At 70.0% G+C, this 18,382-nt stretch carries 15 protein-coding genes; 12 read left to right on the forward strand and 3 right to left on the reverse strand.

What is annotated here, in order from left to right; all coding sequences use genetic code 11:
- Positions 1–66: 66 nt before the first annotated feature.
- The 3 genes from QQX04_RS04255 to QQX04_RS04265 all read right to left on the reverse strand — a co-directional run bounded on the left by QQX04_RS04255 (position 67) and on the right by QQX04_RS04265 (position 3,448).
- A complete protein-coding gene (locus tag QQX04_RS04255; RefSeq protein WP_436968459.1) occupies positions 67–483 on the reverse strand; it encodes a sterol carrier family protein in 417 nt (138 codons plus the stop codon).
- Positions 483–2,810 (reverse strand): phosphoribosylformylglycinamidine synthase subunit PurL, encoded by a 2,328-nt coding sequence (purL, locus tag QQX04_RS04260; RefSeq protein WP_301126578.1) that lies wholly within the window; start codon positions 2,808–2,810, stop codon positions 483–485. Before purL ends, QQX04_RS04255 begins: the two co-directional genes overlap by 1 nt.
- 173 nt (positions 2,811–2,983) lie before the next feature.
- Positions 2,984–3,448: a hypothetical protein gene (locus tag QQX04_RS04265; RefSeq protein ID WP_301126579.1), complete on the reverse strand. Its 465-nt coding sequence runs from the start codon at positions 3,446–3,448 to the stop codon at positions 2,984–2,986.
- Between the two features lie 166 nt (positions 3,449–3,614).
- On the opposite strand from QQX04_RS04265, the gene QQX04_RS04270 reads away from it, so the two are divergent.
- The 12 genes from QQX04_RS04270 (at position 3,615) to QQX04_RS04325 (ending at position 18,381) form a co-directional block, all read left to right on the forward strand.
- Positions 3,615–4,439: a sensor histidine kinase gene (locus tag QQX04_RS04270; protein ID WP_301126581.1), complete on the forward strand. Its 825-nt coding sequence runs from the start codon at positions 3,615–3,617 to the stop codon at positions 4,437–4,439.
- Positions 4,436–4,933: a phosphoribosyltransferase gene (locus QQX04_RS04275; RefSeq protein ID WP_301126583.1), complete on the forward strand. Its 498-nt coding sequence runs from the start codon at positions 4,436–4,438 to the stop codon at positions 4,931–4,933. Before QQX04_RS04270 ends, QQX04_RS04275 begins: the two co-directional genes overlap by 4 nt.
- Positions 4,934–5,018: 85 nt before the next feature.
- Positions 5,019–5,675, forward strand: coding sequence for a response regulator (locus tag QQX04_RS04280; RefSeq protein WP_301126585.1), 657 nt, complete (start codon positions 5,019–5,021; stop codon positions 5,673–5,675).
- An 85-nt stretch (positions 5,676–5,760) separates the two neighbouring features.
- Positions 5,761–6,951, forward strand: coding sequence for a serpin family protein (locus QQX04_RS04285; protein ID WP_301126586.1), 1,191 nt, complete (start codon positions 5,761–5,763; stop codon positions 6,949–6,951).
- A gap of 60 nt (positions 6,952–7,011) precedes the next feature.
- Positions 7,012–7,800 (forward strand): ABC transporter ATP-binding protein, encoded by a 789-nt coding sequence (locus QQX04_RS04290; RefSeq protein WP_301126588.1) that lies wholly within the window; start codon positions 7,012–7,014, stop codon positions 7,798–7,800.
- A complete protein-coding gene (locus tag QQX04_RS04295; RefSeq protein ID WP_301126590.1) occupies positions 7,797–9,659 on the forward strand; it encodes an ABC transporter permease family protein in 1,863 nt (620 codons plus the stop codon). Before QQX04_RS04290 ends, QQX04_RS04295 begins: the two co-directional genes overlap by 4 nt.
- Complete coding sequence (locus tag QQX04_RS04300) at positions 9,656–11,686, forward strand: FtsX-like permease family protein (protein WP_301126591.1); 2,031 nt, start codon at positions 9,656–9,658, stop codon at positions 11,684–11,686. The genes QQX04_RS04295 and QQX04_RS04300 overlap by 4 nt, the downstream gene beginning before the upstream one ends.
- Positions 11,683–13,818, forward strand: a complete 2,136-nt coding sequence (locus QQX04_RS04305; RefSeq protein WP_301126593.1) for an ABC transporter permease family protein — start codon at positions 11,683–11,685, stop codon at positions 13,816–13,818. The genes QQX04_RS04300 and QQX04_RS04305 overlap by 4 nt, the downstream gene beginning before the upstream one ends.
- A 354-nt stretch (positions 13,819–14,172) precedes the next feature.
- Positions 14,173–14,622: a rhodanese-like domain-containing protein gene (locus QQX04_RS04310; RefSeq protein WP_367312932.1), complete on the forward strand. Its 450-nt coding sequence runs from the start codon at positions 14,173–14,175 to the stop codon at positions 14,620–14,622.
- 247 nt (positions 14,623–14,869) lie between these two features.
- Positions 14,870–15,910: a LacI family DNA-binding transcriptional regulator gene (locus QQX04_RS04315; protein WP_301126594.1), complete on the forward strand. Its 1,041-nt coding sequence runs from the start codon at positions 14,870–14,872 to the stop codon at positions 15,908–15,910.
- A 107-nt stretch (positions 15,911–16,017) separates the two neighbouring features.
- Positions 16,018–17,340: an ABC transporter substrate-binding protein gene (locus tag QQX04_RS04320; protein WP_301126595.1), complete on the forward strand. Its 1,323-nt coding sequence runs from the start codon at positions 16,018–16,020 to the stop codon at positions 17,338–17,340.
- 63 nt (positions 17,341–17,403) lie between these two features.
- Positions 17,404–18,381: a carbohydrate ABC transporter permease gene (locus tag QQX04_RS04325; protein WP_301126597.1), complete on the forward strand. Its 978-nt coding sequence runs from the start codon at positions 17,404–17,406 to the stop codon at positions 18,379–18,381.
- The last annotated feature ends 1 nt before the right edge of the window (position 18,382 follow it).

Below are 18,382 nucleotides of genomic sequence, written 5' to 3' on the forward strand. Positions count from 1 at the left end.
GAGACGTCCGGCGTCACTGTCGCCGACCCACGTCGCACACACGGGGGAACGGCATGCGCCCGCAAGCTACGCCAGCGGCAGGAACGCTCCCAGGTCCGCCCGCTCCCCCGACGCCTGCAACGAGCCCGCCGCCACCGCGTCGGCCCAGGAAAGCGAGCCCGTCGCCAACGCGAGCCACGTCTGCGCATCCGTCTCGATCACCGCCGGCGGGGTCCCACGGGTGTGCGTGGACCCCTCGATGCACTGCACCGCCCCGAAGGGAGGAACGCGCACCTCGACGGATCGGCCAGGCGCCCTCACCGAGAGCTCCTCCAACGTGTAGCGCACTGCGGTCGCAAGCGTCGTGCGGTCGGGGGTCGGCGCGTCATCCCTCGCGATCGCGGCAGACGGCTCGTGGAGACCCTCCGACGCGGCGGAGGCGCGACGCCACGACTCCACTGCGGCCTTGCCGGCCGCCACCTGGATCCGCCGACGCGGAGCCATCAGGCGAAGCGCGACGGAAGCGTGTCCGCCCAGACCTCTTCCAGCTCCGCCAGCGGCAGCGCGAACAGGCCCTGGAACTCCAGCGCGGCCTCGGAGCGCGCCTCATAGTCGTAGGTGACGCCCACGCGAAGGTTCGGCACTCCACGCGCATCGAGCATCGCCGTCAGGCGCGGCTCCTCCGTGCGCGGCACCGAGACGAGCACGCGACCCTGCGACTCGCTCAGCAGCGCCTGCGCCGCCGAGACGCCATCGCGTCGGCAGATCTCGTCGACGACGATGCGCGCACCCACGCCGTAGCGCAGCGAGCCGAGCGCCGCCGCCGTGACGAGGCCGCCCTCCGACACGTCACGCGCCGCATCGATCAGGCCATCGCGGGAGGCAGCGACCAGCACCTCTGCCAGCACCTTCTCCGCCTCGAAGTCCACCGCCGGCGGAAGGCCGCCCAGGTGACCCTGCAGGGCCGAGAACTGCGAGCCGTCCAACTCGTTCCGCGTCGTACCCAGCAGGTAGAGCACCTGCCCGCCCTCGCGCCAGCCGGAGGGCGTGGCGCGGGTGACGTCGTCGAAGACACCCAGGACGCCGACGATCGCCGTCGGGTTGATCGACGAGTCGATCTTCCCCGGCTCGCCAGTGCCGTTGTAGAGCGACACGTTGCCGCCCGTGACGGGCACGCCGAGCGTCTGGCACGCGTCGGCCAGGCCGCGGATCGCCTCCGCGAACTGCCACATCGAGTCCGGGTCCTCCGGTGAACCGAAGTTCAGCCCGTCAGTGACGGCCACGGGAGTCGCACCCGCGATCGCGACGGCACGGTAGGCGGCGGCGAGCGACTGGCCCGCACCCGCGTACGGGTCGAGCTTCGTGTAGCGGTCGTTCGACCGGGTCGCGATCGCCACGCCTCGGCCCGTCGACTCGTCCACGCGGATCACGCCGGTCGTGTCGGGACGCGCCATCGCGGTGTTGCCCTGCACGTAGCGGTCGTACTGGTTGGTCACCCACGACCGGTCCGAGAGGTTCGGGGACGCCAGCAGCTCGACAGCGGCCGCGCGAAGCTCATCCGGATCCTCCGGGAGCGACGGCGCGTGGTCCGCCTGAAGGCCATCCATCCAGGCCGGGCGAGCGTACGGACGGTTGTAGACCGGACCGTCGTGCGCGACCGTACGCGGGTCCACGTCGACGATGCGCGCGCCGTGGTGGTCGATCGTGAGGCGGCCCGAGTCGTTGACCTCGCCGACCACGGCGGTCTCGATGTCCCACTTGCCGGTGATCTCGAGGAACTGGTCGAGCTTCTCCGGCGTGACGACCGCCATCATGCGCTCCTGCGACTCCGACATGAGGATCTCGCCGGCGTTCAGGGTGGGGTCGCGCAGCAGGACGTCATCCAGCCACACGTGCATGCCGCCCGAGCCGTTGGAGGCGAGCTCCGACGTCGCGCACGAGATGCCGGCGGCGCCCAGGTCCTGGATGCCCTGCACCACGTCAGCCGCGAACAGCTCGAGGCAGCACTCGATGAGGACCTTCTCCATGAAGGGGTCGCCCACCTGGACCGACGGCCGCTTGGCGGGCACCCCGTCCTCGAACGTCTCCGACGCGAGGATCGACGCTCCACCGATGCCGTCACCGCCGGTGCGGGCACCGAACAGGACGACCTTGTTGCCCACGCCCTCTGCGGACGCCAGGTGGATGTCCTCGTGCTTCATGACACCCACGCACAGCGCGTTGACGAGCGGGTTGCCCTGGTAGCAGGAGTCGAACACGACCCCGCCGCCCACATTCGGCAGGCCGAGCGAGTTGCCGTAGCCGCCCACACCTGACACCACGCCGTGGACGACGCGGGACGTGTCGGGGTGGTCGATCTCGCCGAAGCGCAGCTCGTCCATGACGGCCACGGGGCGCGCGCCCATCGCGAGGATGTCGCGGACGATGCCGCCGACGCCTGTCGCCGCACCCTGGTAGGGCTCCACGAACGACGGGTGGTTGTGCGACTCGACCTTGAAGGTGACCGCCCAGCCGTCGCCGATGTCGACCACACCGGCGTTCTCGCCGATGCCGACCATCAGGTGCTTCTTCATGTCCTCGGTGGTCTTGTCGCCGAACTGGCGCAGGTGGACCTTCGAGGACTTGTAGCTGCAGTGCTCCGACCACATGACGGAGTACATGGCGAGCTCGGCCGCGGTGGGGCGGCGTCCGAGGAGCGACACGATGCGCTCGTACTCGTCGGCCTTGAGGCCCAGCTCAGCCCAGGGCATCTCCTGCTCCGGCGTCGCGGCAGCGTTCTCGACGGTGTCGGGCACGTGCGCGGGCGCGGCAGGCGTGGTGGTCTCGGTCATGGAGGACGTCCTCACGGGATCGGATTTCCGGCGATGGATACCGATCCAGCGTACCCGCGCGCGCCCAGGACTCCGCGCGCGCGAGCAACGGTCCTGGCAGATGAGTCGCGGGCGAACCGGGTCGGGCCTCACGACCACGACCCAAGCCGCGAAGCGACTCCGTGGGGCGTGCCTCAGCCTGCCTGAGCGTCGGGTGTCGCAAGCTCGGCGACCGCGTCGCGCGCGGTGCGGAGCACGTCCTCCCACACGCGTCCCGGCGCGGTGACGTGCAGGTGCACGCCCTCCTCCCATGCGAAGCCGTCCGACCCGAGCCTGTCCGCTACCGCCTGGCCGAGACGATCGAACGAGGTGGCGAGGACCAGCGGCGCCTGCTCCGATACGAGCAGCACGTGAGTGCGGCCGGGATGCCGCGACGTGCCGCAGTCGCGGATGAGGGCGCGTGGCCCCGCCGCAGGATGGGTACGCGTCTCGAGCGCCTCCCCCGGGCGTCGGCCGGGCAGCGATGCCAGCGGCACGGCGGCCTGAGCGGCCTCGGCGTCAGAGCCCGAGCCGGGCCGCCACTCCTCAGCCCCCGAGAGCGCCTGCTCCAGGGCGCTCAACAGCGAGTCGCCGCCCTGCACGTCGTCGTCGGGTGCCATGACTCTTCCTTCGTCACCTTGAGGTCCTTCTATAAGAACCCATCGGCAGAGGATGTGCACTCGATGACGAAAAACTCGACATTCGGGGCGAACAGCGTCCACCCTCGCAGGACCGCGCCCGGCCCGGGCAGACCCGGCCCCGGCGGCCTCGCTCTACAGTGGCCGCATGATCTGGCTCCTGCTCGTGGTCGCGTTGGCGGCGTGCGGCGTCGCCGTGCGGCTCGCCTTCCGGTTGCGGGCCGAGGTGCGTCGGAGCGAGGAGCTGGAGGCGCAGCAGGCGCGCGATGCTGCCGCCGCGCTTGAGCTCGCGGCCTCGACGGAGCGGGCGCGCATCGCCCGTGAGATGCACGACGTGGTCGCCCACACCCTGTCCGTGGTAGTCGCTCAGGCCGACGGCGGCCGCTTCGCCGGGCGCACCGACTCTGACGCCGCGATCCGCAGCCTCGACACGATCGCCGAGGTCAGCCGCTCCGCGCTCACGGAGATGCGCGCGCTGCTCGGAGTGCTGCGTGAAGGCGAGAGCGAGGCTCAGATGGGCCCTCAGCCCTCGCTCGCCGACATCCCGACGCTGGTCGCCTCCACCCGCGAGGGAGGCCTGGACGTCAGCTTCGTCACGACAGGCACTCCCCGCCCGGCCCCGATCGGCGCCGGCCTCGCGGCGTACCGCATCGTGCAGGAGGCCCTCACGAACGTGCTCAAGCATGCGGGTCCGAACCCGAAGGCGTTCGTGCAGCTGCGCTGGGAGGATGACTCGCTCACCGTGAGCGTCGCGGACGACGGCCGCGGAGCCGCCGCGCGGGGCGACGGTGCGGGCCTCGGGATCGCAGGGATGGCCGAGCGCGCGAGCGCCTTCGGCGGCAGCCTCTCCGCCGGCCCGAAGGCGGGCGGCGGCTTCCTGGTGCGCGCCCGTCTCCCGCTGGCACCGCGGGACGGTAGCCTCACCTCAACGCCGGCGGCACAGGCCGGCACGACCCCGGGAGCGGATGCATGAGTGACGAGCGCGAGATTCTCACCTGGCAGGGCTATGGCGAGGCCTCGCGTGAGCTGGCTCAGATGGTCGTGGACGACGGCTACGAGCCCGACCTGGTGGTGGCGGTCGCACGAGGCGGGCTCCCCGTCGGCGGCGCGATCTCGTATGCGCTCGGCACCAAGGGCGTCGGTACGCTCAACGTCGAGTTCTACACGGGCGTCGATGAGCGCCTTCCGGCCCCCGTGGTCCTCCCTCCGCTGCTGGACACCGAGTCGATGCGCGGCATGAAGGTCCTGGTGGCCGACGACGTCGCGGACACGGGAGAGACGCTCGCCCTGGTGAAGTCGCTGATGGAGCAGTACGCCGCGGAGGTGCGCACCGTCGTCCTCTACGCGAAGTCGCGCTCCGTGATCGACCCGGACTACGTGTGGAAGCGCACCGACCTGTGGATCACGTTCCCCTGGTCCGCGCTGCCTCCCGTCACGCCGAACAAGCCGCACCCCGAGCTGGGCTGACGCCCGTCGGCGCGGCGCCGACGCTGACACTCCGGGGAGCGCACATCCCGGGCCGCCCGCTGAGCCGAGGGGCATACTGGCGCGCATGACCATCCGTGTGGCGCTCGTCGACGACCAGCAGCTGATCCGTGCGGGGTTCCGCATGGTCGTGGACTCGCAGCCCGACATGGAGGTCGTGGCCGAGGCAGGTGACGGCGCCTCCGCGGTGTCGAGCCTGCTCGCGCTCGACCCTCCCGCAGACGTGGTGCTCATGGATGTGCGCATGCCCGGCATGGACGGGATCGCCGCCTGCGCCGCTCTGACTGAGGCCTCCGACGCCAAGGTCGTCATCCTCACCACGTTCGACCTGGACGAGTACGTCCTGGCGGCCATCCGCGCCGGAGCCTCGGGCTTCCTGCTCAAGGACGCCCCGCCCGAGGACCTCCTCAGCTCGATCCGCACCGTCCACGCGGGCGACGCCGTGATCGCACCGTCGTCCACGCGCCGCCTCCTTGACCGCGTGGCCGCCCTGCCAGAGCCCGTCGACGACTCCCGCCTCGCCGACCTCACCGACCGCGAGCGCGAGGTCCTCACCCTCATGGCGAAGGGCCTCAGCAATCAGGAGATCTGCGCCGAGCTGTTCCTCGCCGAGCCGACCGTGAAGACCCACGTGGGCCGCGTGCTCGCCAAGCTGGGTGCCCGCGACAGGGTGCAGGCCGTCGTCATCGCCTACGAGACGGGGCTGGTCGCGCCGCACGCGTGAACCGGCATCGCATCGGGGCCCGAATGCGTCGGGGGCGCTCACCACTTCCGTTGCGCGTGTCAGAGGCATGGACTTGAGTGGGCACATGACGTCGACAGGGCCCTCGAACCCCGCACCCTCCCGCGCTGAGGCGAACGAGCTCGCCTCAGCGGCGAACGATGCTGGCCTCGCCATCTTCCGGGCCGCAGCCGAAGACGCGGACAACGCCGTCGTGTCGCCGCTTTCGATCGCCCTGGCCTTCGGCATGATCAAGGTAGGCGCGAGCGGTCCGGTCTCCGACGCCCTCGATTCTCTGTTCGGGTACCCGGCCACCGGCATGGACATGCTCGCTCGCTTCCGCGCTCTCGCCACCGCGATGACACGCGACGAGGCAGCCACGGTGCAGATCGCCAACCGGGCGTTCCTCGACCAAGGCTTCACCGCGAACCCCGAGTGGGCGAATGCGATCGGCACATGGCTTGATGCAGGAATCGAGGCCCTGCCGCTCAGTAGCGATCCGTCGGGCGCGCGTCGGCGCATCAACGCGTGGACATCGGACAGAACCGAGGGAATGATCCCGGAGCTGCTGCCCGTGTCGATGCCGGGCCCCGATTCGCAACTACTCTTGGTGAACACGGTCTACCTGCGGGCCGAGTGGGAACGACAGTTCACGCGCGACGACACGTGGGACGAGGACTTCACCCTCCTCGACGGCAGCACCATCGATTCGGAGATGATGCACCGGACGATCGACACCTCGTTCGTGGTCGACGATCACGTCTCTGCCATTCGGCTTCCCTACCTGGGCATGTTGGAGATGGTCATACTCGTGCCGCCAGCGGAGGATTTCACACGCGTGCGGGGCGGGTGGGATCAGTCCATGCTCGACGAACTCGACTCGCGCTGGTCGGACGGCAAGGTCGAGCTGACGATGCCGCGCTTCGAGGCCGAGAGTCGCGTGGATCTGCGGGACACGATCGAGACCCGCCTCGGGGTGTCGGGCCTGTTCGAATCACCTGGTCTTGACGGTATCGGCGAAGACCTGGGGCTCAGTGGCGCGGTGCACGCCGTCAAGATGCTCGTCGATGAGGAGGGCACCGAGGCCGCTGCCGCCACGGCCATCGACATCATGTTCATGGGCTCGGTGCCGGAGCCGTCAGCTCCACCGGTGGTCATCCGCGTCGACCGTCCTTTCCTTTACGCGATCCGGCATGTCGGTACAGGTGCGATCGCGTTCGCAGGTCAGGTCACCGCTCCAGTCGCACCTGAGGAACGGCCAGGTCATACCCGGGTATGACCTGAAGTCCATCCCCCCGGCCGACGCGGCGGCGAGGTCCGCGCCGATAGTTTCGTGGTCATGAAGGGGAATTCGGGGGAATCCTCGGCGACGTCAGCAGCGTCGCCGGCTGAGTCGCCGCTCGCGCTGCGGTCCAGGGGGCTGACCAAGGCATACGGAAGCGGCGCCTCAGCCGTCATGGCGGTCGATCACGTCGACCTCGACATCCCGGCAGGGGTGCTCACCGCCGTCATGGGGCCGTCCGGTTCCGGCAAGACGACGCTCGTGCACCTGCTCGCCGGGCTTGACCGGCCCGATTCAGGTCAGGTCTGGGTGGGGGACGACGAGATCACGGCCATGAAGGACAAGCAGCTCGCGAAGGTGCGGGGCCGGATCGTCGGCTTCGTCTTCCAGGGCTTCAACCTGATGCAGACCATGAGCGCACGCGACAACATCGTGCTGCCGCTCAGGCTGAACGGCCTGCCTCAGGATCCTGAGTGGCTGGACGCGCTCGTGGAGATGCTCGGCATCGGCCGCGAGCTGGAGCGTCGACCGTACGAGATGTCGGGTGGTCAGCAGCAGCGGGTCGCCATCGCTCGCGCTCTGATCACCCGGCCTCGGGTCGTCCTGGCCGACGAGCCGACCGGCAATCTCGACACGCATGCGAGCGCCGAGGTGCTCGCCCACCTGCGGGTCTCGTGCCGCGAGCTCGGCCAGTCCGTCGTCATGGTGACGCACGACCCGACCGCCGCGTCGTATGCGGGCCGGGTGCTGCTCTTCGCCGACGGCAAGGTCGCCGGGCACGTCACCGATCCCACACCCGACGCTGTGCTCGCCGGACTCGACGCGCTGGCGGGGGTCGAGCGATGAGGGCCGCGGCAGCCACCGTCATGGGGATCGCCGTCGCGGCGGTCATGGCGATCTCCATCCCATGGGGGCTGGGCACGTACGGCGAGACGTTCTACTACAGCAGCGACTCGATGGGATTCGCGCCGCTGGGCTTCCTGGTCATCTACCTGGCGATTCCGGCCGCGCTGCTGACGGCGGTCCTCACGGCAATGCTCGGGGTGCGCGCCAAGGACGCCCATGAGCGCGCTGTCATGGCCGCACTCGGGGAGACCGCTGGCACGAGCATCCGGCGAGCTGTCCTTGTCGGGCTGCGGGACGGCGCGATCGCTGCCGGCATCGCCTACGCCTTCATGGGCGCGATGCATCTGGCGGTCGAGAGCGCCAACGGCTGGCCCTCGTTCACCACGGAGACGAACGCGTGGGCAACCCGAGCGGTCGAGGGCGCGGTCGGCATCGTCGCCCTCACCGTCGCGCACCTGATCAGCGCGTGGCGTCGGAATCGTTCTCCCGTCGAGCTCTCGCGTGCAGCGGTGGGCGCCTACCGCCGACCCAAGACCGGGCATCTGGCGGTGCGAGCAGGGGTGGTGCTGGCCGCCGCGGCAGGTCTGATCGTGGGGCTCGCGCTGACCCACGACGGCGACGCGGGCGGTTCAGCGTCCGGACTCGCGGACGGCGCGTACATGACCGTGTGGATCGCGGCCGTCGCTGTTGCGCTGACGGCCCTGCTCCCGGCCGCGACAGCACTCGCCTTCCGGGGCGTCGGCCTCGCGAGCAGGGTCGCGGATCGGCTCGGCTCCACCCAGCTCGCCGCAGTGCTGCGCACTCGGTCCGCGGACCGGACCAAGGCGGCCGCCCGCGTCGTGCTCGTGATCGGCGTCTTCGGCTTCGCCGCCGGCGCGCTCGGGGCGGTCGACACCGGCGTGCGCCACTCCGACTCGTTCGCCTTCATCTACACCGAGAACCCCACCGACCCGGTGGAGACCGTTGCACGCATCGAAGCGATGGATGGCGTGACCGACGTGGTCGCCGCTGACGTCGTCGGTCTCGGAGCCGACGACTGGACCGAGGTCGTCGCGGTCGACCCCGCCGACCTGGTGGGCGTGGACGACGAGCTCGCTGACGCCCTGCTCGCGCATCCAGGCGCCGCGGTCGCGAGCTCCAGCCTCGCGGGAGGCGACGCCTCACGCGACGGGGGCGTCGCCCGCGCGTTCCGTCCCGACGCGGTGGTCCCGCTCGTCGGCTGGGGACTCGCCTACGTCGATGCCACCGAGGTCGACCTCGACTCCACCGGCCACACCTATCTGGTCTACGTGTCCGAAGGCGCCGACCGCATGGCCATCGGCGACCAGCTGATGGACGCCGTGCTCACCAGCGACGGCGCATCACCTGCGAGCCAGGGCATCACCTTCCCCGCCGGTCAGGACGGCGGCTACTCGTGGGAGACCCCCGACCTCGGTGCCTCTCTCTTCTGGATCGTGGTCGTCGTCCTCGCGCTCGCACCCGTCGCCTTCACTGCGGTGAGGGCCGGCACCCGGGACGCTGCAACGCTGACCGCGCTCGGGTCACCGGCCCGGGCGGTCCGAACGGCCGTCGCCATCGAGGGCGCAGTCCTCGGGCTCACCGCCGCCACGATCGGCGTCGTCTCCGGTGTCGCGACGGGCGCGCTCACCGAGGTGCTGGACCGTGCCCGCCTCTCGCTCGACGGCGTCATCACCGACTCCTACCTGGCGGTCGCGCTCGACTCGATCAACTGGGTGACGTCTCTGGGCTTCATCGTCGTCGTGAGCCTCGCCTACGCGGCCCTGGCGGCGATGGTCGCGAGCGCAGTCCATCTTGAGACGCCTGCCGAGGCGCTCAAGGAAGGGACGGCAACGCGATGAAGCACCTCTCCACCCTCGCCATCGGCGTGGTCGCCGCCCTCCTCGGATGGGTGACCGGCCCCATCTGGGTCGGCCAGACACCACTGGCCGACCCGGGCAACATGTACAACCCGTACATCCCGGTCTTCCCGATCATGCTCTTCTACGCGCCGATCCTGATCGCGTTGGGCGCCGCGGTCATCGGAACGCTCGACGCCGCGCACCTCGCCACTCGACGCTCGGAGCTCGCGGCGCTGCGCGCGCTCGGCAGGACCCGTGGCGGCCTCGTCCGCGCCGAGGTCCTGCGCCGCACCGGTCTCCATGCAGCCGTCTCCGTCGGCGGACTCGTGCTCGGCTCGCTGGCCGCGCTCCTCCTGCGAGTGGCCGCCTACGGCTCCGTGGGGCACGATGCAGCGGTCGACTGGGGCGCCGTGTTCTCGCTCGGCGCCGTGCTCGTGGTGCTCGTCGCCTCGTCCGCGCTCGGCACGCTCGCCGCCGCACTGTGGGCGACCGGCTCTCCCGCCGGCGTTGGGGCCGGTGCACGCGCGACGGCCGCCGACGACGCCGTGCCGTCCCGAGGGGGCCTCCAGTCTGCGTCGGACCCCGAAGCGGCACCCGTGCGTCGGCGACGCCGTTGGCCGTGGTGGACCGCGGGTGGGCTCGTCCTGTTCGTCGGGATCGGCTTCGCGTTCCCCTTCCTCGCCAGCGACGGCGGCGTCGTCCCGATCCTCCTCGCGATCGCACTCAGCCTCGCGCTCTACCTCGCACTTCCCGCCCTGCTCGTGTGGGGTGGCGCGTCGCTCGGCAGCCGGACCGTCTCGGCTCTCGGCCGCATGGCCGCCCGGCGCGCGGACCCTGGGACGACGCGGGGACTTGCCTCCGATGCGCTCGCCCGGCGCGTGCCGCTTCGCACCGCGGCGGTCGGCGCGATCGGGCTGGTCATCGCAGTAGCCTCCGGAACGAGCATCGTCCTCAACAGCAATGCCGCCCGCAACGAGCTCTCTCGCGCTTTGATTCCCGACGCGGTCGTCTCGTCCGTGCCGGTGCTGGTCGACGGCGACTACCTCGGCGAGCCCGACGCTCCGCCTGGGTGGGCGCCAGCACTCGACGCGGAGGTCGTGGCCGCCCTGCAGGCCGACGACCGCCTCGTGGTCGTGCCCGTGGCCGTCCTCGTGACGGAGCGCACCGAGATCCCGAGCGAGTACGCCTCGTTCCCCGGTGAGATGCAGCCCGGACAAACGGTCATAGCGCTGACGCCGGAGGCGCTCCACGGCCTCGCCGACGCGAGCCTGCGCGCGATGTACCTGGCCGACGGCGTGCAGCTCGCGAGCACGCAGACGCTCGTCGTCGGCGACACGAGCGTCGCAACGGACACTCCGAGCGTCGCCTCGCCGTTCGTCACGATCTCGCGGCCATGGGCCGAGGACGTGTTCGGCGACGCCGCCGACTCCGCGCTTCTCGTGTACGTGGCCGATACCCTCCCGCGGTCGGCCGAGACCCCGTTGCAGTACAGGGAGCTCGACGCGATCCTCGCGGAGCACGACCTGGAGGACGAGCACCTCACCTGGCCCGCGCGCTACGAGTCCTACGACGTGGGATCGCGCGCCGACGCGGCCTCGCTCCTCCTGATCGCAGGACCGTTCATGCTCGGCGCCGTGGGCATCGTCCTCGCGCTGACGGCCGCCACCCAGCGGCTGAGGGCGCGCGAGCATGCAACGCTCGCTGCTCTCGGCGTCCGGGCTGGCACCCTTCGTGCCGCCGCAGCCCTCGAGGCGGGGACCGTCACCGCCGTCGGCAGCGTGCTGGGGCTCGCCGCTGGCGTGGTGCTGGGAACCTCCTTCTCCGCGCTCAACGGAGCGGGAGGTCTCGGGATTCGGCTGTGGAACGTCGGCTTCGACCTCTCCCAGACGCCGTGGGTGGCCCTCGTCACGCTCGTGCTCGCCGCGACCGCGATCGCCGCCGGGCTCGCTGCGCTCCTCCGAGTGCGAGTCGACGCCAGGACGCCCGCCGAGCAGCTCCGTCAGGCAGACAAGGAAGGCGTCCGATGATCCGCCAGCTGATGCGCGAGCAGTTCCGGGTCCAGAGGGCATACATGATCTGGACCACCGCCCTCCTCACCCTCGCCATGGCACTCGCGTCGTACGCGGCGTTCGTGGCGGCCCAGCAGAACGCCACCGGGGACTACGTGACCCATGCGTATGGGCTCGACGGTGAGTGGAACCGGCTCATCTATCTGGGCGACCCCCTGGAGGTTCTCGGGGTGCAGACCACGCTGAGCGGCGACGAGCTCGACACGCTGCTCGCCGACCCCCAGCAGGTGGAGGCTGGCGTGGTCGCCTACGTCTCCGACGCGGTCGTGATCGCCCCACAGACCGCCGACCACTTCGTGAGCTCGCAGGACATCGCCAGCGACGCCCTGTGGTCCGTGGGCGCGCTCAACGGCGACGTCGACTGGGATCTGCTGCTGGCGAGTGGCTCGGCACCCGGCCACGGTGAGGTCGCACTCGATGCCACGTGGGCCGACGCGCACGACATCGCGGTGGGTGACACCGTCCGCGCCGGAGCGATCGGCGGTGGCGACGGGTTCACTTTCGTCAGCACCGACGAGCTGACAGTGAGCGCCCTGCTACGCACGTCGCTCGACGGGAAGTTCGGTGTGTGGAAGGACCGGGCACTCATCGGCTGGGACTCGCTTGAGGACCTCGGGAGGCTGCCGCTCCAGTCAGTTGAAAGCGTCTCGTCCACCTGGGTGGCCCCTGTGTGGCTCTCCGCGCAGCAGGGCACCCCTGCCCTGGAGGCACTGGCGGGCGAGGACATGCGCATGACCTTCGGGGCCTCCGGAGGCCTCGCGTGGATCTTCCTGCTCGCCGCCGGAGTCCTCACCGCGGGACTGGTGGGCATGGCTTTCGCCGTCGGCCGCGCGCAGGCGCAGGCGCGTCTCCAATGGATCGCGACCGCACGCGTGCTTGGTGCCAGAAGGGGCAGCGTGGCTGCCGCGAGCGCGCTCGAGAGCCTTCTCGCGGGAGTGGTCGCGGGAGCGGTGGGCACAGCTCTCGCGTTCACTGCGATCTCACTCGAGTGGTCGGTGACGCTGCGCGCGCGACCTGACGCCCTCGTGCCGGCCGGGGTCACCGTCGCCAGCTGGGTGGTGGCCGCCATGGTCGCGCTCGCCATCGTCGTCGCCGGCATCATCGGCGCTGTGCCCGCGTTCTGGGCTGCGAGGGTCGCTCCCGCCGCGGCGCTCAAGCCCGTGACGCCTCTCGCGGAGGCGCGAACCTCGCGGAAGGTGCCGCTGTGGCCCGTGGTCGTGGCCTGGACCGTCCTCGCCGCCTGCATGCTCGCCGTAGCCCACGGGATCCCCGGTGAGCAGGGCTGGGCGGCCCGGCTCGCCCAGTCACCAGGTTTCTACGCTCTGGCCATGGCCGCCTCGGTCGCAGCCGTCGTGACCTCGATCGCGCTGATCGTCGAGATCGTGCGGCGGGTGGTGAGGCGGTTGTCCTCGCGGTTGTCCCGTGCGCGGACCCCGTGGCTGATCGTCGCGGGCACCTCACTCGAGGGTCGCCCGGCGGCGGCCTCCGCGCCGGGCGCCGTCATGGCACTTGCGGCGACCGCCGGAGCAGGCATCGCCAGCTCTGCCGCGTTCTACGGCTGGACCGCGGTGTCCGACCCCACCAACCAGACGCTCGGCCCGCAGTGGGCCTGGCTCGGCCCGTTCGCGTTCGCGCCGAGCATCACCACAGGCACGTCGTACAGGCTTGCCGCGGTCGTCGCCGCCGTCGTCTCCGGGCTCCTCGTGCTGGTCGCACTCGCGGCGCATCTGTCGGACAGGCTCGCCTCCGCATCGGAGGAGCGTGCCCGCGCAGCACTCGGCCTGGACGACGCGTCGGCGCGGCTCGCCGGCGCCACACGATTCAGCCTTCCGCTGGTCGTCGGCGTCGCGGTGGGAGGGGTGCTCGGCATCGTGGGCGCATGCGCGCTCTTCTCCTTCTCGTCGGGCAACCTCTCCGACCCGGACTACGCGGTCCACGGCCCCGACTGGGCGCTGCTGCATGTCTCTCACGCCCTGGTCCCCGTGGCCGTGGTGCTGGTCCCGATGCTCGCCATGATCGCGCTCGGCGCTGTGGCCACCGCCTTCACCGTGCGAACGCCTGAGCGCCTCACAGAGAGGATCGCCGCATGATCCGCCAGCTGATGCGCCAGCAGTTCCGTGCGCACCGCACCTCCCTGGTATCGACGACGCTGCTCCGAGCGACCGTCGCCCCATAGTCGGTACCCCCTGGGGCGCGGGACCCTTCTGGCTCGACACCCCAACCATTCGCCCACCCCGGTGCGTTTGTCATATGTCGGGCGTCGTCGTGTCGGCATGCCATCTCCCACGCGACGATGCACGCCTAGGTGAGCGGAAGCGCGATCCGGGGATCAGGGCCGAAAGGCCCGCGGCCCCGTCGACTGGTGTGCCAAGGGGGCAACGCACCAGGAAGATCGGGCTTCCGCTCGCCGCGCGTGAGAGCACCTCCGCCGCCCTAGACTGGGCGTGACGGAGCCACACAAGGGAGTGCTGATCATGGCCGACTATGCAGGGGACATCACGCCGCAGCAGGCGTGGGAGATGATCGAGGACGGCGCGGTCCTGGTCGATGTGCGCACCTCCGCCGAGTGGCAGTGGGTGGGCGTCCCCGATACGGCTCCCGCGGGCTCCGGACCGATCTTCATCGAGTGGTCCACGTGGCCGGGCGGCGCACGGAACGACGCCTTTGTGCAGCAGCTCCAGGATGCCGGGATCACCGCCGACGCCGAACGTCCCGTCGTGTTCCTGTGCCGTTCCGGGCAGCGGTCCATCGGCGCGGCGATCGAGGCGACCGCGGCCGGCCTGGGCCCGGCCTACAACATCGTCGGCGGGTTCGAGGGTGGACCCGACGACTCGGGCCACCGCGGCCAGGTGGCCGGCTGGAAGGCCGAGGGCCTTCCCTGGCGCCAGAGCTGACACGGCTCCTCTTCGACTCTCACGCGAGGGCGGCATCCACTCCGGGTGCCGCCCTCGTCGCTTCTCCCAGCACCTCCGTGCTCAGCCGCGGCGTCTCTCGCAGACGCCGGCAGACGCTTCGGTGACACCGAAGGTCACGAAAACGCAACATCCCCACCTTCGAGTTGCAATGTTTCCGCGAGCAACCTAATGTCGTGAACACGACGCGCATCGAAGCGCTTCGACTAACGAGACGACGGAGTCTGAGATGGCAACTGTGGATGACGTGGCGAAGGCCGCGGGCGTCTCCATCAGCACCGTCTCGTACGCGCTGAGCGGCAAGCGCTCCATCTCGCAGACCACCCGCCAGCGGGTCCTCAAGGCCGCCGCCGAACTCGACTACCACCCCCGCGCAAGCGCTCGAATGCTCGCCGCCAACCGCTCGCAGATCCTCGCGGTGACCGCGCCGCTGCACGCCGACACCGACCACTCGGTGCACATGCAGTTCGCGATGGAGGTCACCAAGGAGGCGCGCAGCCTCGACTACGACACCCTGCTGCTGGTCCACGATGACCCGATGGAGGGCATGCGTCGCTCCGCAGCCACAGCGCTGGCCGACGGCGTGGTCGTCCTCGACGTCGACGCGCACGACCCGCGCGCCGACCTGGCCCGCACCATGGACTACCCGGTCGTGTTCGTCGGCATCCCCGAGCAGTCCGAGGGCCTCATGTGCGTGGACCTCGACTTCGAGGCCGCCGCGCGCCTCGCGGTGGACCGCCTGATCGAGGCCGGGCACTCGTCGATCGGCATGATCTCCCACCCGCGCATCACGATCGAGCGCGAGTCGAACTTCCCGCTGCGCTTCCTCGCCGCGTTCGAGGAGCACTGCCGCGCACGCGGCATCGCGCACGCCGTCGCGTACCCGGACGGCAACCACTCGGCCGTCGGCCCCGTGGATGAGCTTCTCAGGACGCTGCCGGACATGACCGCGCTCGTCCTGAACACCAGCTCGGATGTGGCGAACAGCGCCCTTCCGGCCCTCTTCGCGCACGGCATCACCGTGCCGCACGACATGTCCGTCATCGCTGCAGGCGCCGCCTACCCCACGCATCGCCTCAGCGTTCCGCTCGACAGGATCCCGCTCGACGCTCACGCGTCGTGCGCCGCCGCGGTGGACCTTCTGGTCGCCGCCATCGACAGGGGGATGCGCGAAGCGCGCACCGTCCTGATCGCCCCCGAATACCAGGACTTCGGCTCCGTGCGCGCCCCCGCGCCCAGGGCCGAGAAGACGGCCCAGCACTCGGCATGAGAGATCTCAACCGTGCTGGCTCGTCGGCATCGTCGAAGCGCTTCGACAGCGATGCCACGCAGATCGCCCGGGACCCCCGGGACCGACTACAAGGAAGTAGGAGAGAGATGAAGCACCGCACTGGAGCAGCGGCCGCCGTGCTCGCCATCGGCGCGCTGGCCCTCACCGCCTGCTCGTCCGGAGGAGACTCCGAGCCGGCAGCCACCAACGCAGACGGCTCGGCCGACTACAGCGGCGAGACCCTCACCGTCATGCACTACGAGGGCGAGGACTCGGCGATGGGAATCGCCTGGAACCGCGCCATCGAGATCTTCGAGGAGGAGACCGGCGCGACCGTCGACCTGCAGACCACGGCGTTCGAGGACCTCAACGCCTCGGCCGAGCAGCTCTTCGACTCGTCGGACGCCCCTGACGTCTCCGAGTACAACAAGGGCAACGCCACCGCCGGCCAGCTCGCCGCGATCGGCGTCATCCAGAACATGGACGACGCCTACGCCGAGTACGGCTGGGCCGACCTGCTGGGCGAGGGCATCGACACCATCGCCATGTACGACGAGAACGGCGTGATGGGCTCCGGCTCCTTCTACGGCGTCCCGAACTACGGCGAGTTCGTGTTCCTTTACTACAACGAGGACATGTTCGCGGAGCAGGGCATCGAGGTGCCCACCACGCTCGACGAGCTCGAGGCCGCCATGGCCGCGTTCTCCGACGCCGGCATCACACCGCTGACCACTTCCGCCCAGGAGTACCCGATGGGTCAGCTCTGGTACCAGCTCGCGCTGAGCCAGGCCGACCGTCAGTGGGTCAACGACTACCAGCTGTACGAGAACCCCGTGGACTGGACCGGCCCCGAGGTCTCCTACGCGAACGAGACCCTCGTGGACTGGCTCGACAACGGCTACATCTCCTCCGAGGTCACCGGTATGACCGCTGAGGACGCCGGCCTGCAGTTCATCAACGGCGAGGTCCCGATGTTCTACTCGGGCTCGTGGTGGTACGGACGCATGCTGTCCGACATCACCGGCTTCGACTTCGGCATCACCAACTGGCCGGACACCACCCTCACCCCCGGTTCGGGCGGAAACATGTGGGTCATCCCGGTCGAGTCGGAGCAGCCTGAGCTGGCGAAGGTCTTCATCGACATCACGATGCGTCCCGAGGTCCAGGCGCTGCTCGGCGAGTCCGGCGGTCTGCCGGTCGCGGCGAACACTGACGACATCGCCGACGCCGACGCGCAGGCCCTCATCGGGATCTTCAACGAGGTCAACGACCGTGACGGCCTGTCCTTCTACCCCGACTGGCCGACGCCCGACTTCTACGGCGACCTCAACTCGGTCATGCAGGGCCTCGTGAACGGCGACTACGACGCGTCGTCCGCCGCGACCCAGCTCGAGACGTACTACGAGGACTACGTCTCCAACGTCCGATAACCACCCCTTGTGACGGCGGGGTCCGGGTCGACCGGCCCGGGCCCCGCCAGAGACGGACCTCCCATGTCTTCCTCCCTCCCCCTCGTGCGCGAGAAGCGCCGCAGCAAGCGCCGGATCGAGCCCGCTCGCATCCCTGAGCGCGGCGGCGGCAAGCTCGGCTACTGGCTCTACTTCATCCCCGGCGCCATCGCCGTGGGCCTCATCATCTTCTATCCGCTCGTGCGGAACCTGCGCCTGAGCTTCTTCCACTGGAGGGGCGGCCGTGCGGAGGAGCAGTTCGCGGGCCTCGACAACTGGATCGCCCTGTTCGGCGACCAGGAGTTCATCCAGTCGTTCCAGAACATCTTCCTGGTGATCATCGCCATGGTGATCGTGCCGACGCTGCTCGGCCTGGTCATCTCGGCGCTGCTCTTCGACGTGGTCGGCAGGCGCTTCAGCGGCAAGCTGTCCAGCTTCCTGCGCGCCACCTACTACCTGCCGCAGATCCTCCCGATCGCCGTGGCCGGTGTGATGTTCAGCTGGATCCTCCGCCCGAACGAGTCGGGCGTGCTCAACCAGTTCCTGTCCGCCATCACCGGCAACGAGGTGACGGTCAACTGGCTGGGAGGCTCCTACGGGACCGCGATGGCCTCCGTCATGGTGCTGATGATCTGGATCCAGATCGGCTACCCGGTCGTGATCTTCATGGCGGCGCTCGGTCGCGTCGAGCCGCAGCTGTACGAGGCCGCGGAGCTGGACGGCGCCAACTGGTTCGAGCGCTTCCGCGCGATCACCCTGCCGATGATCCAGCCCGAGGTGTTCGTGGTGTCGCTGACCACCACGATCGCCGCGCTGAAGGTCTTCGCGCCCGTCTTCATCCTGACCGCCGGTGGTCCGAACAAGTCCACCTACGTGCCGTCGTTCTACGCGTACAACGAGTTCATCAACGGCACCGACAAGGGCTACGCGGCTGCGATCGCGTCGTCCATCACCATCGTCGTCTTCGTGGTCGCGGTCATCTTCATCCGCGTGCAGAACCGCGTCGAGAGCAAGGAGGCGTGAC

The sequence above is a fragment of the Demequina zhanjiangensis genome, from assembly GCF_030418315.1.
GTDB lineage: Bacteria > Actinomycetota > Actinomycetes > Actinomycetales > Demequinaceae > Demequina > Demequina zhanjiangensis.